A 13601-nucleotide genomic window follows, 5' to 3' on the forward strand; every position below is an offset into this window, starting at 1 on the left:
AAACAGTTAAAACGAGAGACTCTCTAGAAAGACCGAATAAATGCTAAGGTTGGAGGTGAGTAGCTGTATTATAAGGTAGCTCGAAGATAGCACAGTGGCTGTTGCATTTTCCAAGTTAATCTCACCGGATATATTAAAGCCAGCTCGTTACCTGGGTAACGAGCTCTTATCAGTTCATAAGCCTTGGGAATCAGCAGTAGTACGCTGGGTTCTCACTTACCCAGAGGTTTATGAAGTAGGCGCATCCAATCTAGGGCACATTATCCTATACAACATTTTAAATACCCAGCCGCGTCAGTTATGCGATCGCGCCTACTTACCAGGATCTGACTTAGCGGCGAAGTTGCGGGCAACAAATACACCGTTGTTTGCAGTAGAATCAAAGCGATCGCTCCTTGAGTTTGATATTTTAGGATTTAGCCTTAGTTACGAATTAGGAGCAACCAACATTCTGGAAATGTTGGATTTGGCTGGTATTCCCTTAACCTGGAGGGAACGGCTTGAGGCGGAGGAAAGGGGAAAAAGGGACAAGGTAGAAAATCCCATTTTGTCTCCCCCTACCCCAGAAGGAGTAGCCGAGTCTCCCCTACCCCAAGAGGAGTACCCGAGTCCCCTCTGCTACCCGTTAATCTTTGCGGGTGGACAAACTGCGACATCAAATCCCGAACCCTACGTCGATTTCTTTGATTTTATTGCCTTGGGAGATGGGGAAGAACTGTTACCAGAAATTGGTTTGGTGTTGGAAGAAGGGAAAAAAGCGGGGCTCAGCCGTAAAGAATTGTTGCTGGACTTAGCACAAATACCGGGCGTATACGTTCCTCAGTTTTACGATATGGCAGAGGATGGCTCAGTACACCCCAACCGTCCGGATGTGCCAAAGCGAATTTTGCGGCGAGTTGCAACTCCCATGCCAGCCTATTCCATTGGGTTGGTGCCCTATATGCAACCAGTGCACGATCGCCTGACCATTGAAATTCGGCGCGGCTGCACTCGTGGCTGTCGCTTCTGCCAACCGGGAATGCTCACCCGTCCGGCGCGAGACGTGGAACCGGAGCGTGTGGTGGAAGCAATTGAGCAAGGAATGCGGCAGACAGGTTATAATGAGTTCTCTCTGCTATCTCTAAGTTGTTCTGATTATCTGTCTTTACCAGCAGTAGGGATGGAAATCAAAAATCGTCTGAAACAAGAGAACATTACCCTTTCTTTACCAAGCCAACGGGTAGATAGATTTGATGAAAATATTGCCAATATCCTTGGTGGTACAAGGCAAGGGGGACTGACTTTTGCACCGGAAGCCGGAACTCAGCGGATGCGAGATATTGTCAATAAGGGTTTGACGAATGAAGAACTTTTGCGGGGTGTCAAAACAGCTTGGGAACAGGGATGGGATAAAATCAAGCTATATTTTATGATTGGCTTACCAGGTGAAACTGATGCTGATGTGTTGGGAATTGCGGAAACGGTAACTTGGTTACAAAGGGAGTGCCGCGCAAAAGGTAGGAAACCACTGTCATTTAACTTAACAATTTCCAACTTTACGCCCAAACCCCATACCCCTTTCCAGTGGCACTCAGTTTCAACAGCCGAGTTTCAACGCAAGCAACAGTTATTGCGCCGAGCTTTCCGTGGCGTCAAAGGAGTTAAGGTAAATTTCACTGATGTCCGGATTTCAGCAATGGAAGATTTTGTCGGCAGAGGAGATCGCACCCTTGGTCGAGTAGTACGTCGTGCTTGGGAACTCGGTGCTGGCATGGATTCCTGGTATGAGAGTATCGAGAGAGCATACAACGCTTGGGGGTCTGCAATCTCCGAAGCTGGCTTGGACTGGAAATACCGCCTGGTAGAAAACGGTGAATGGAATTTGTTTGCAACCGAAGCAACAGGGGAACAAGAAGACCGGGGCGATAAGGAAGCAACAGTTTCTCTACCTAATTGCCTCGACAAACCTCTTCCTTGGGATCACCTAGACACTGGTATAGATAAAAAATGGCTCAGGGAAGATCTGCAACGCGCCTTAGATGCAGCAACTGTACCAGATTGCTCTTTTGAGGGTTGTTCTCACTGTGGGGTTTGTAGCACTGACTTCGGTCACAATGTCGTAATTTCACCACCGGACATTCCAAAATTTGCTGGTGAGTTTGTCCCAAATACTAATAAAGTACAACGCTGGCGTGTTTGGTTTGGAAAACTCGGTGACATGGCTTTGGTCAGTCACTTAGATTTATTAAGGTTGTTTGACAGAGCTTTGCGACGAGCAGGATTGCCAATTTCTTTTACAGGCGGATTCCATCCCCATCCTCGCATCTCTATTGCCAGTGCTTTGCCTTTAGGGGCTACTAGCAGTGGTGAAATAGTAGATTTCGATCTGACAGAGCCAGTTGAAATGGAAAGTTTTCAGCAAAGATTAGCTGCGGTTTTACCATCAAATATTCCCCTGTATAGACTCGAACAGTTGGATTTAAAAGCTCCCGCATCTGCCCAAGTGTTGGAAGCAGCAGAGTATTTGCTGGCTGTAGCTTATTCTGGCGGTGCAGCGACACCCGTAGAATGGCAGAGTTGGATTGAGACAATCAAAGCAAAAGATGAAATTTGGTGGGAACACACTACAAAATCAGGCAAAAGCCAGAGGGTAAATCTGCGCGATCGTTTGAAAGAGTTAGAAGTGGTGGAACCATCAAGTTTGTCCTTAACTCCTGTGGTTGAGTGTTTTGAACGTCAAGGAGAATCAGCAGTCATTCTAGGTTATACGGGTAGTTATCGACAAGACGGAACAGTGTTGCGTCCCGAGCAAATCCTATCTATCCTAGAACAAGTAGCAAATGCAGAATTTTATCTGCTTCACATTCACCGCAGTCGGCTGGTTTTAGGGGTATAATCTTGATGAGGGCAATTTGCTAGTGGTTGCCGTCTAGATGCACATCTTGGTAATTGATTTTTGACAAGGTTGCGTTAGAATTAGATGAAGAGAAATTTTCTGGCGCTGCATTGAGTGACCTAAAGCAACAAGAAAGAAACCTTGAAAAACAAATTCAGAGTATTCAGTCACAACTATCCACTACCAGTAAAGAATTGCTCTTACAACAAAATGTCAGAGTTCTAGCACCAACAACAGGCGCGATCTGGTCAATTGATTCCCAGCCCCAGGAAATAGTCGAAGCTAATAAATCGATTATTCAATTACTCAATTGTCAAAATCTTTGGATAGAGGCATTTATAAATGAGACTGATGCATCGAAACTTGTCGTTGGACAAAAAGCCCAAATCAACTTTAATAACTCAAGTGATGTTCAATGGATTGGACGAGTAGAGACAATCAGAGCAGGTACGGGTCGTATTGAAGTTGGGCAATATGTTGTAGAACCACCACCAGAAATTGCCCGCCGTCAACTACCAGTACGGGTAGCGACAGTGCGAATCAAAGTTGATTGGCACAAAACCCCTAGATTTGACGATTTTTGTCTGGCAGGGAGGAGTGTCTTCGTTCGCTTTCTCGAGCCAAAGCCCTCTTTTGCACCAAACCGTTTGATGGATGCGATCGCTCCATCGCCAAAAAATTAGCAAAGATAGAGTTGAGTCAATATTTTCATAGTGTCAATTCTGAATTTAACGACCGACCTTCTGCGATTTCTGCTGTTGTTTTGTTCTAAACGCAGCATAGGCTGTTAAACTTGTACTAGTAAAACTATTCTAACGTTTTGCTTCTCTAGCTCAAAACAATACTTAGTTTATTCCGACACCCCAGTAGCTCACCAGTGCTGTCTTAAATTGCTCACAAACCTCAGACGAATAATTTGGATACTCAATTTCTACTGAAGGTGCAATTTCACGAATTTTGGAAAAGAGCGCAAACATAGCGTCTACCTCTGCACTTCCCCACTCAAGCCCCATGCGGTAGTCCAATGATATCGAGTCCTTAAATACAAAAATCCCCAAATCTGGGATAACTGTCTCTCCAAAAGTGAGTCCACCTACAACAATATGAAAGCATTCAGCTTCGTCCCTAACAACTAAACTTGCAGCGTTCTCAACTGAATCTACAGGAACTTCCTCTTGAGTTGCGATCGACCAGAAAGATGCTCCGCAAGAAACAATTTTAGAATTTAGTCGCAAATAGGCGTAAATATTCTCAATCTCCTCAGCCGTTAGATTGTTAAGTTCAATATCTGGCAATGAGCCATCGTCGGTGTCGAATAGATCGTATAACTGGCTCCATAGCTGACTCATCTACTTAGTCCATTCAAGGAAATTACAAATAGGTCTAACAGGAAAATTCATCGGCTGCAAGTAACTTCTCAATCCTAAGCGATCGCTCTTAGCACCTGATGCCATTCCCGAAGAAATTTTTACCAGAGGCGGGACCCAATTGGGGTGCAATCTTAGCCAATTAGTAGGCAAACCCTTAGATTTTGTGAAAGTCGTAGCAGAAGCGGGACGGTTTTCCCTAATTTACCGCAACGCAACCAATAAAACCTTTGATATTCACCGCCTGGTGCAGTTTGTTTTAAAAGCCGAGATGGATGAAGACATCTGCCGATCTGACTCCTTGAGGGTTCCTTTTGGTTTAAATACTTTGAAGATTAATGGAAAAGTTATGTTAGCATAAACTCCATAGGCGTTCACTGAAACTATTCCCGAATCTACTTTACCTACGCTTCCCAAATATTGTCTAGCCACATAATCTATCTTTTTACCTTTTTTCCTGTCTCCTGTTTCATCTATTACTACCGTAATTGCCTGACCATTTAATGCTCTTTTTATTTTCTTTAATCTTCGGTTTTTCAACTCATTTACTGACCAGTCTGAATTGGCTAGAAAATGATGTAATGATTGGGCTGAATTTATACTTACTACTTTCGCTATCTCTGGTAATGATTTTCTTTTGATTGGAGAAATTATCCCTAAGTGCAAATATTTCAAACATTCATAATTTCTTACTTCTTTGAACAGGTCTAGGTACTCTGCACAATATTCATCTACGAGCGCGACTGTTGGCTGGGCATCTCTTGCCAAATGTTTCAGGATTTGTAATTCTACATCCATTGCCTGCTCACCTTCCAGACTTTTTTCTTTTAATCCTTTTATTTAGAATACTCGGAAAGTGACAGAAGAGGGGTAATACATTAAATAAATTTAAAATGAATTTTTTTATCACTATTTTTTTAGTATTAGATAATAAATAGTTTATTTTATAATTGTAAAAGAATAATTTTAGTAGCAAAAAATGCATGACTGCCGATCCTCTTTTCTATGAAATATTTAAAGAAATACCTGAATTATTCTTTGAACTCATTGAGCAACCAGAAAAAGACCCCTCCATCTACAAATTCAGCGCCCCGGAAATTAAACAGAGGGGGTTTCGTTTAGATGGATTGCTGTCCACTTCCGAATCTTACCCGAATGAACCAATTTATTTTATTGAAGCTCAATCGTATAAAGATGATAATTTCTACAACCAGTTCGTTGCAAAGATTGTTCTTTATTTGACTCAATATCAACCTCCTAATGAAGAATGGTATGCTGTTGTCATCTATGATGCAAAAAGTAATGAAGGGGATTTCCCTGGATATTTGAATTTCTTTTTACCAAATTTACGTTGCTTTTATTTGGATGAACTGGCAAAAACTCCTAACCAATCTCTAGCCGTAGGAGTCATGCGATTAATAGTTGAGAAGAAAAGCCAAGAAAAAACAGGAGAGCTGGCTAGACAGTTAATAAGTCAAGCTCAACAGGAATTAACTGATGCCACCTTAGAGGAAAAGGTTTTAGAATTTATTAAAGCGGTGGTAATTGATAAATTTTGCAACTTGAGCCGGGAGGAACTTGAAGTGATGCTAAATTTAGATTCTTTGAAAAAAAGTAGAGTTTATCAGGAAGGCAAAGAAGAAGGTGTACTAGAGACAAAGTTAAAGACGATTCCCAAACTAATGAAGTTAGGGTTAAGCATTGAGCAAATTGCAGAATCCCTAGAAGTGGATGTAGAAACTGTGAGACAAAATACTCAACCGTAAAACCTAGTTGATAGGGCAGGCTGTAAATAGGGGCACTTCGGTTAAAAATGCCCCTATTTACAAGCTCTCAACTTCCAAGCAGAGTTTCTGGTTCTGACGAAGACCAGTTTTACTTCTAGATGGTTTCGTGCTACTTGTTGAAATGAGATAGCAGTGCTATTATGAGCTAAAGCTTCACTGCTCAGTATTCTGGTATTTTATAGTTATTCACAATTCCCAATCAAGGGTAAAAGTTTCTTCACCATCTTCAGATTCAACTTGGGGGTTATCTGGGGTATAAGTTGACTGAACCACAGGAGGAGGATTTTGTTCTGTGGGGGTTGTATGGGGGTTAACTACTGTAGACTGTACTGGTAACACACCCTGCTTGAATGCAAAGTAGCTATCTATTATAAAGTAAAGCGTCTCTAGATAACTTTTACCCAACCGTTGCGATTCTGCAAAGATACGCTCGCGATAGCTGTCTTTAATTCGGACTTTTTCTGGAGTTTTGTCGTGTTGAGAAACCATTTGAAAAGGGGTGTGGGGTGTAGGGGAAGAGATTTTTGTGTAGGAAAGTTCGCTCTCGGCGATCTCAATTTGAAATGAGCGGCTCATGAGTATCTCAATTTACCAAGTTTGCTTTCCACTATTATATGCAGCTTCATATTAAATTGGTATTAGAAAGACTAAAAAGATAAAATTTGTCCAATTATGTCTGCAAAATTTAGCTGTAAAACTTGAATCTCCAGATGGAATCGGAAAATATAAGAGAAGAATTTGGCGATTAAAGTTTAATCCTACCCCATACCGTTTCACTATATTGAGGAAGCGACCAATGGCTAGCATCACAATTTTCCACCTGCATCCTATTGATAACGAACGGCTTTTCGATGAACTAACTGCTAGGGAAATGAGGACTGTAGTTGGTGGAGCGTTAGTCTTTACACTAAACAACGTTAGTCCCAAACAACTAGAAATATTTAAGTTGTTTTCTGTTTTTAACAATACAGATAGAGAACCGATAACTATTACTTTGAATACTTTGGATCATTCTGGGAATTCTTATTAATTTTTTAGGTTTCATAACTTGGCAATGGCATAGTCAACAAATTTATCATCTACTGTACCTACAACTAACGTGAATTAGCTGTAGGTATAATTTATTGAAAATATTTTTTTAATAGACTATTTGCAAAACTTTTTTGATGTCTCAAACTGGAAGTTTGAGGCTAGTTACCCTTTTGGGAAATTCAAAATATGCCCACCGCACGCTACGCAAAAATAAATCTCTTAAAATTCAGTCCCCTTGACTCTCGGAGGTGCGGGTATTTAAGGCTAACTATTTTGAAAAAGACATAATTTGTCTATATATGTCGATTCCATCAGAGCGATCGCCTTGAATTTTCAAAATTTCTATTTAACAATGGCAATTATAAGGTTAAGCAATCAAAGCTTAATTCTCACACAAAAACTACTTAACTTCCGCTATTTTTTAGGAGAAAAATAATGGCGAACATTAAAGTTTCTGACATGAATCTTGCTGGTTCTGAACTGTTCATGGACTCCGAAAGCTTTCTCAACGACCTAACCGACATGGATGTAACATCCGTTCAAGGTGGTGAAGGCTACGGATTAGGTGAATTTTACGGCTTGAATTACAAGGTTCTTGAGGCTGGACTGGTAGGATTGGGAGTTACTAACGTTGTCTCCCTAGTCAAGTCATTTAGCGCCAACGGTTTAGGTGTTACTGGTACTGGTGGCATCATATAATGACCTCCTCTACTAATTTGTAGGTCGTTATTTAGCAGGATTTAGGAATGTCATCGCTTAATCCTGCTGAAGCTGCCAATTATCAGGATTAGTGCTTTTCAAACCACTAATCCTGCTCCAATTAACCAATGATTGTTTGAGGAGTGGAGGCATAAATGGCTAAAATCACAATTTCTGATTTACGTCCCGCTGACTCTGAAGATTCCGAAAGCTTTTTGCATGAAATAACTGATATAGAATCCACGATTGTACAAGGTGGTGTGGACTACGGACTCTCTCAGTTTCTAAACTTTGGTGTTAAGACTTTAGAGTATGCATTAATCGGGTTTGCTATCTATAACATTGTGTCGCTAGTCAAGTTATTTATGACCTCTCCTCGACATCGGTTTTAGTTGGTATCTCCTTTTCCCGCTTGTTTGCACTTACAAAATCAGCACTTGTTATCGCTTTAAATGTCTTGAATTTTAAGATTATTCATGAAATTTTACCTAACTATACAGTCATTAAAGCTTGAAAAAGCTCTGACATCATGACATTTCTATTAAGTTCTCAAAATGTTTTTGAGTACCTAGTTGAAAAGGGACTCTCTACTCACCAAAAGCAGTCTCTGAGCAAGATTGAACTAAAACCTGCCAAAAACTTTAACTTGTTACTCAGTTTGCCAGAAGGTCGTCAACTCCTGATTAAGCAAGAGCCTCACGACCATCAAGGAAAAACGGCAGGTGAGTTTTTGCGAGAATGGCAAGTTCAAAGGTTGTTACAACAATTCCCAGAACTTAGCCACATTCGTTCATCCGTTTGCGAGGCGATTTATTTTGATGCTGAGCATTCAATCATTGTGTTCAATTATCTCAATGATTATCGTGATTTAGCGGATTTCTACATCAAGGAGAATATTTTTCCCACTGCCATTGCAGCTACGGTGGGAGCTACTTTAGCTTCAATCCATCGCCTGACTTTAGACGCTCAAGACTATCGGGAATTCTTACAATCTAACACAGGAGCATTTAGTCACCAAGCTTTTAACCTAACGAGTGATTTGGAACGAATCACTCCGGAAATTTTTGGTACTGTTCCGGGCGATGGTTTGAAATTCTTTGTACTCTATCAGCGTTTCGACAGCCTGAGACAAGCGATCTCACAATTGAACGCGGCCATCGAACTGTGTTGTCTCACCCATAATGACCTGAAGTTGAATAATATCTTACTGGCCAATAATTGGGAGGAAGCGGTTTCTCAAACATCGTCGCCAACTCACAGCATGATTCGCTTAATTGACTGGGAGAAATCGAGTTGGGGAGATCCGGCTAGCGATTTAGGAATGCTAATTGCCCATTACTTGCAAATTTGGTTGTATGGCTTGACAGTTAGTAAAACGATTACGCTTGAAGAGTCTTTGCGCCTGAGCACGACTCCTTTGGAACGCCTCCAGCCTTCAATAGCAGCCCTGGCTAGTGCTTATTTAAATAACTTTCCAGAAATTTTGCGGCGGCGTCGGGATTTTTTGCTCAGAGTTGTGCAATTTTCCGGTCTTGCCTTGATTCAAGCAATTCTAGCAACAATACAGCACGAAAAAACCTTTGGTAATCTCGGTATCTGTATGTTACAGGTTGCCAAGGCTTTGTTATGCCGTCCGGAACAATCCATTGAGACTGTGTTTGGCATGACGGCTTTTGACCTGATTCACCGCAGAGTTTTGCGCTTGGTTAAGTAATTTAAGTTATGGGCATACAATTATGCAATTACTAGATTCACCGACATTACTAATATCAGAGACTTCGCTTAAGCAAGTACTATCTACTCTACAAGACATAGCCAAAAAAGTTGAAATTCAATCCAACTTTTGTATTTGCCATCCAGATTACAAACCCTTAAAACTTCCAGATGAAGTCGTATCCCGCTTTCAGCAATTACCATTGAACCTTCAGCACAAGTTTCTCAATTCGCAATTGTGTAATTTTCTCTACGGCATCTATTATAACGGCGCAGGTCAAACTCTCCTTGCTTTAGATGCAGAGTTAATGGATTCGACAAAGCTCCAGAATCTAGAGAACAATACCTTTTTAGGAGTAGATTTGGGGTTTTACGAGCAATTGCACAGAGCCAACAACGGTAAAGGCTATTTTGACCCCGGTTGGCAAGTGCTGAGGTTTGAGAGCGATCGCACTTTAGCGGTGAAAAAGGGCGAATTGACTTTGCATATAGAACGCGAGCGCCATCTCCAAGGCATAGAGCAATGTGCGCTCGTTGGCGACTCGGTTGCTATCAAGATGCCTCCTAATTTGGTGCAAAATGGTTTTTACATGGCAGTTGGTGATGCGGGACCACAAAGTCATGCTCATACACTCATCAATTCGCAGCTTGTGCGCGTCTACTTTAATTTAAGTCCTGAAGGTGCAGTTGCGGTTATGGGTAGCTTAACACGGCAACTCAACACTATGTTCATTCCCTTCAGTTTTAAAGCGCTATACAATCCTTCCGACTACAAGCGCTACGATACAGCCGTGCTTTACTTTGAAAGAAGTGACTATCGAATCATTCGGCTAGTGCTGCAATCTGTTTATACAAAGTATCAGTCGTATTTTAGTCAGGAAGTGCCACTCTTCACAAAATTGCTAGCACCAGGACTTGCTCTGGCAGAAGAACCAGACAATAAATTTAGTGAGAAAGAAAGTTTTGGTTTAAATCGCTGCCAAATTGTTGCCAATAGTTTGCTGGAAGCTTGGCAACAAGGAAATGAGTCAAAAGCCAATCGGATGGTACTGATGATTAAGCACTTCGGCAAACAGGGAATTGAATTGCAGCGTCCTTACCTCAATGCCGAATCTGAAGATATTTACGAGATTTTAGATTTATCCGATTCACAGTGATTCGCCTCAACTGACATCACTGTGAAGGACAGAGGTGTAATACAGATACCCAGGCGATTTTGAGAGTGATGCATGTTTCACGGACACATCTTGTGCTCCGCGAAGCGTCAAGCCTCCAGCTTATCGCCTGTTTTTTTGTTAAGTAGGTTCTAGCAAGTGCCGTGCGATGGGAGCATCCAAATTTGGCACATTGCCCTCAGAATATAATTCTGGGGCTATACAAACAAAGCCTGCCTTTGCAAACTATGATACATGAGTCCGCGTAGGCGGACTTCGTTTGTGTAGCTGCGATTTCCAATTGTAAGCGTGTTTTTCCAAATTAAGATGCTCCCTGTGCGCTGCGAAAAACCTTATCAAATTTATCCATTAATTTTTACCCCGCCCTCAACCATTATGTTGCGCGGGGTAGTTCATTATCTTAAGCTAGTTTTGGCAATTCCTGGGATGATTTAAAATTAGCATCTAGTTCAAGCCGCACCACAACTTTAACTTCCTCAAGTTGTTGCTTTAACCAAGTAGAAAACAAATCTCCCACAATCTTCAAGCGCAGCGCTTCGTTTAATTGCGGTGGAATGATTTCTTCAACCCTCAGGAGATGGACTCCTTTTTGGGTGACAATTGGCTTGAGAATCTGTGGCGGATGGGCGGCAAAGATACAAGCTGCAATCTCCGGTCTAAAATCACTACGGTGTCGTATCCCGCAATAACCCCCAGCGCGTCGCAGTTCTGGCTCTTGTATGTATTGACGGGCAATCTCTTGGAAACTGATTTCGTTTTCTTGCAGCGCATAAAACAGTTCCCAAGACAAGTCTTCATCATCTAACACAACTTCATAGGTTACAGCCCCGGCATAATCAAGTTGGTGTTCGTAAAAGAACGGTTCGACTTGCTCCGCAAATAAATAATTCGCTAACTTCGCAGAAAGCAGGTTAATATGGGCTAATTCCTCAAAATCATCGAGGGAAAGAAAATGTTTTTGCAGCCATGTCCAAGTGTCTTCAGCTTTTACAAGTTTGTTGGCTAATCGTAAGCTATCTGCTGAGCGCTGAAGTTCTTCTGGCTCGACTTTAATGTTTGCTTGAGCAGCAGCATCAGCAATAATTTTACGGTTAGCCATTGCTTCAATTATGTCAGGAATTTGGCAGGAAAGCTTGATTTGATGCTGAATGTCTTCAGCGGAAAAATTAAAAGTTTTTGCCATGCTTATGCTCCTTGAATTATTAACATTAGTTATTGTTTATTGCCATCTATTTGAGTTGGGAATTACCTCATGAAGGGAGGAAACAGGAAACAGGATTTTTTATAAATGATTCAGGATGGCTATATTAGGTAGTAATTATGAGTGACTACCTAATATTAATAACTAAAGATCTAAACCGCCTTTTTGCAATTTTTTAAACGGATCTAACAAGAAGTCAATCACACGGCGCTGACGGACAATCACCTCTGCTGTTGCTGTTTGACCAGGTGTTAACTCTATGCGTTTGTTTGCCGTCGGAATATAAGGCTGCTGCAGGGCTATGTCTAACTCATAAGTTTCTAACTTGCCAGAGTTAGTTTCACTGACTTTGGAGTCTGGTGAAATCCAACTCACGCGCCCTTGCACCACTCCATAATCTTGGAAGGGATAGGCGTCAAATTTAATTTTGACAGGCATCCCTGCTCGCAAAAAACCACTTTGTTGGCTAGTCATTTGGGCTTTAAGTATTAAAGTAGAACCCTTGGGCGCAACTTGTGCAATCATTTGACCGGGTTGTACCACGGCTCCGGGTTGTTGAATCGGCAACTGAAAAATTGTGCCATCAATGGGAGAACGTACCACTCGTTGAGCTAACTGAAGATTGAAAGATTGAATTTGGCTTTTAATTTGACCTACTTCCGATTGCAAAACGGTTATTTGAGATAACAAATCTTTCAGTTGTTGCTGACTTTTTAACAAAGTCAGTTTCCCTGCCTGAACCACACTTTGATAGTTATTTTCCTGCTCAGTTAAACGTAGCTGGGCTTGCTGGATATCAGATTCAGCTTGATGAATAGTTCTCTGATAATTAGTCTGTTGCTCTTTTAAATTGGACTGGGCTTGAGAAATATTGGACTGAGCTTGCACAAGTTGTTGGTAGTTTTCTTGTGCTAACTGTTCCACTTCTAGAAAGCGATCGTGTGAAATCGCACCCTCGTTCCAAACTTTTCTGTAGCGCGGTACTTTTTCCTGAGCGCTTTTCAAACGAACTTCTGCTAACTTATAGGCTGCAAGGCTAGAATCAAGTGCTTGCCGCATCTGGTTGACTTTAGCCAGTTTTTCCTCTTTTTGTAAGTTATAGCCCGTCTTAAGGGTATCAAGATTCTGTTGTGCCTGCTGTACTTGCGCTCTTTTTTCCAATTGTTGAGCTTGGTTTTGTTGCTCAGTGACGTTAACCGCCAGCATCAGTTGATTTTTAAGTAGCTGCAACTGCGCCAGTTGATTTTTATCTCCTTGGAGTTTTGTCTGGCTAGCCTGCACATTTGTTCGCAGTATATCAGACTCTTGTTCCACCAGTATCTGTCCTGCTCGAACTTGCTCTCCTTCTTTTACCTTCACAGCAATAACATTTCCCCCCACAGCAGCATCCAATCTTTGTGTTGCTCCTTTAGGTTCTATCCGCCCTCTGGCAGTTCCTGTCTCATCAACTTTAGAAAGCATTGACCAAGGTAAGATAATTCCTGCAAAACCTATTATTAAATACAGTAAAGAACGTGTCCAAACTCGTGGTAATGCATCTAGCAGTTCTTCGGTGCCGTAATGCCAATCTTTAGGATGGCTTGCTGTTAGCGTCTGATGATGAACAGTGGTAGAGTCTAGGGTATCAAGTTGTTCCTGACGTGGTTTGCTAAGAACAGACAATGAATTAAAAGATGGATTTGCCATAGCAATTTTTTACCCTTGAGTTTTTGGTTGCCTGGGAATGCCCTAAAATCTTTGTGAAACCCTCGT

13 protein-coding genes and 1 pseudogene are annotated in these 13601 nt (G+C 41.6%); 9 read left to right on the forward strand and 5 right to left on the reverse strand.

All coding sequences use genetic code 11. The annotated features are described in order from the left end of the window. Positions 1–94 precede the first annotated feature (94 nt). Positions 95–2875 carry a TIGR03936 family radical SAM-associated protein gene (locus ACYRY3_RS15365; protein WP_460202507.1) on the forward strand — a complete coding sequence of 927 codons (2781 nt, stop codon included), beginning with the start codon at positions 95–97 and terminating at the stop codon, positions 2873–2875. 53 nt (positions 2876–2928) lie between these two features. Next, complete coding sequence (locus ACYRY3_RS15370; protein WP_460202508.1) at positions 2929–3558, forward strand: HlyD family efflux transporter periplasmic adaptor subunit; 630 nt, start codon at positions 2929–2931, stop codon at positions 3556–3558. Between the two features lie 162 nt (positions 3559–3720). Here the strand turns inward: ACYRY3_RS15370 and ACYRY3_RS15375 are convergent, their stop codons facing one another. Next, positions 3721–4224, reverse strand: a complete 504-nt coding sequence (locus tag ACYRY3_RS15375; protein ID WP_460202509.1) for a hypothetical protein — start codon at positions 4222–4224, stop codon at positions 3721–3723. Positions 4225–4363: 139 nt separating this feature from the next. Between ACYRY3_RS15375 and ACYRY3_RS15380 the strand changes: the two genes are divergently transcribed. Then, the gene (locus ACYRY3_RS15380; protein WP_460202510.1) at positions 4364–4603 is read left to right on the forward strand and encodes a DUF7779 domain-containing protein; all 240 of its coding nucleotides are present in this window, start codon (positions 4364–4366) and stop codon (positions 4601–4603) included. On the opposite strand, the pseudogene ACYRY3_RS15385 reads toward ACYRY3_RS15380, so the two are convergent. Continuing rightward, positions 4531–5040: pseudogene (locus tag ACYRY3_RS15385) on the reverse strand (transposase); the annotation flags it as partial. The gene ACYRY3_RS15380 and the pseudogene ACYRY3_RS15385 sit on opposite strands and share 73 nt — an antisense overlap. Positions 5041–5225: 185 nt before the next feature. Between ACYRY3_RS15385 and ACYRY3_RS15390 the strand changes: the two are divergent. Next, a complete protein-coding gene (locus ACYRY3_RS15390; RefSeq protein WP_460202511.1) occupies positions 5226–6008 on the forward strand; it encodes an Rpn family recombination-promoting nuclease/putative transposase in 783 nt (260 codons plus the stop codon). A 207-nt stretch (positions 6009–6215) separates the two neighbouring features. Here the strand turns inward: ACYRY3_RS15390 and ACYRY3_RS15395 are convergent, their stop codons facing one another. Continuing rightward, positions 6216–6518, reverse strand: coding sequence for a hypothetical protein (locus ACYRY3_RS15395; protein WP_460202552.1), 303 nt, complete (start codon positions 6516–6518; stop codon positions 6216–6218). Between the two features lie 307 nt (positions 6519–6825). Between ACYRY3_RS15395 and ACYRY3_RS15400 the strand changes: the two genes are divergently transcribed. The 5 genes from ACYRY3_RS15400 (at position 6826) to ACYRY3_RS15420 (ending at position 10630) form a co-directional block, all read left to right on the forward strand. Continuing rightward, positions 6826–7059 carry a hypothetical protein gene (locus ACYRY3_RS15400; RefSeq protein WP_460202512.1) on the forward strand — a complete coding sequence of 78 codons (234 nt, stop codon included), beginning with the start codon at positions 6826–6828 and terminating at the stop codon, positions 7057–7059. Positions 7060–7496: 437 nt separating this feature from the next. Next, positions 7497–7760 carry a hypothetical protein gene (locus tag ACYRY3_RS15405; RefSeq protein ID WP_460202513.1) on the forward strand — a complete coding sequence of 88 codons (264 nt, stop codon included), beginning with the start codon at positions 7497–7499 and terminating at the stop codon, positions 7758–7760. A 155-nt stretch (positions 7761–7915) separates the two neighbouring features. After that, positions 7916–8152, forward strand: a complete 237-nt coding sequence (locus tag ACYRY3_RS15410; protein ID WP_460202514.1) for a hypothetical protein — start codon at positions 7916–7918, stop codon at positions 8150–8152. 137 nt (positions 8153–8289) lie between these two features. Beyond that, a complete protein-coding gene (locus tag ACYRY3_RS15415; protein ID WP_460202515.1) occupies positions 8290–9474 on the forward strand; it encodes a phosphotransferase in 1185 nt (394 codons plus the stop codon). 22 nt (positions 9475–9496) lie between these two features. Continuing rightward, entirely contained in the window at positions 9497–10630 is a 1134-nt protein-coding gene (locus ACYRY3_RS15420) for a T3SS effector HopA1 family protein (protein ID WP_460202516.1), read from the forward strand. A gap of 418 nt (positions 10631–11048) precedes the next feature. On the opposite strand, the gene ACYRY3_RS15425 is transcribed toward ACYRY3_RS15420, so the two are convergent. Then, a complete protein-coding gene (locus ACYRY3_RS15425; protein ID WP_460202517.1) occupies positions 11049–11831 on the reverse strand; it encodes a peptidylprolyl isomerase in 783 nt (260 codons plus the stop codon). A gap of 162 nt (positions 11832–11993) precedes the next feature. After that, the gene (locus ACYRY3_RS15430) at positions 11994–13535 is read right to left on the reverse strand and encodes an HlyD family efflux transporter periplasmic adaptor subunit (RefSeq protein WP_460202518.1); all 1542 of its coding nucleotides are present in this window, start codon (positions 13533–13535) and stop codon (positions 11994–11996) included. Positions 13536–13601 lie beyond the last annotated feature (66 nt).

Source organism: Scytonema sp. NUACC21, assembly GCF_054684315.1.

Coding starts and splice junctions, on each gene's coding strand:
- ACYRY3_RS15375 (WP_460202509.1), bottom strand. CDS start 4,224: ATGAGTCAGCTATGGAGCCAGTTATACGATCTATTCGACACCGACGAT.
- ACYRY3_RS15430 (WP_460202518.1), bottom strand. CDS start 13,535: ATGGCAAATCCATCTTTTAATTCATTGTCTGTTCTTAGCAAACCACGT.
- ACYRY3_RS15425 (WP_460202517.1), bottom strand. CDS start 11,831: ATGGCAAAAACTTTTAATTTTTCCGCTGAAGACATTCAGCATCAAATC.
- ACYRY3_RS15415 (WP_460202515.1), top strand. CDS start 8,290: ATGACATTTCTATTAAGTTCTCAAAATGTTTTTGAGTACCTAGTTGAA.
- ACYRY3_RS15420 (WP_460202516.1), top strand. CDS start 9,497: ATGCAATTACTAGATTCACCGACATTACTAATATCAGAGACTTCGCTT.
- ACYRY3_RS15390 (WP_460202511.1), top strand. CDS start 5,226: ATGACTGCCGATCCTCTTTTCTATGAAATATTTAAAGAAATACCTGAA.
- ACYRY3_RS15410 (WP_460202514.1), top strand. CDS start 7,916: ATGGCTAAAATCACAATTTCTGATTTACGTCCCGCTGACTCTGAAGAT.
- ACYRY3_RS15395 (WP_460202552.1), bottom strand. CDS start 6,518: ATGGTTTCTCAACACGACAAAACTCCAGAAAAAGTCCGAATTAAAGAC.
- ACYRY3_RS15405 (WP_460202513.1), top strand. CDS start 7,497: ATGGCGAACATTAAAGTTTCTGACATGAATCTTGCTGGTTCTGAACTG.
- ACYRY3_RS15400 (WP_460202512.1), top strand. CDS start 6,826: ATGGCTAGCATCACAATTTTCCACCTGCATCCTATTGATAACGAACGG.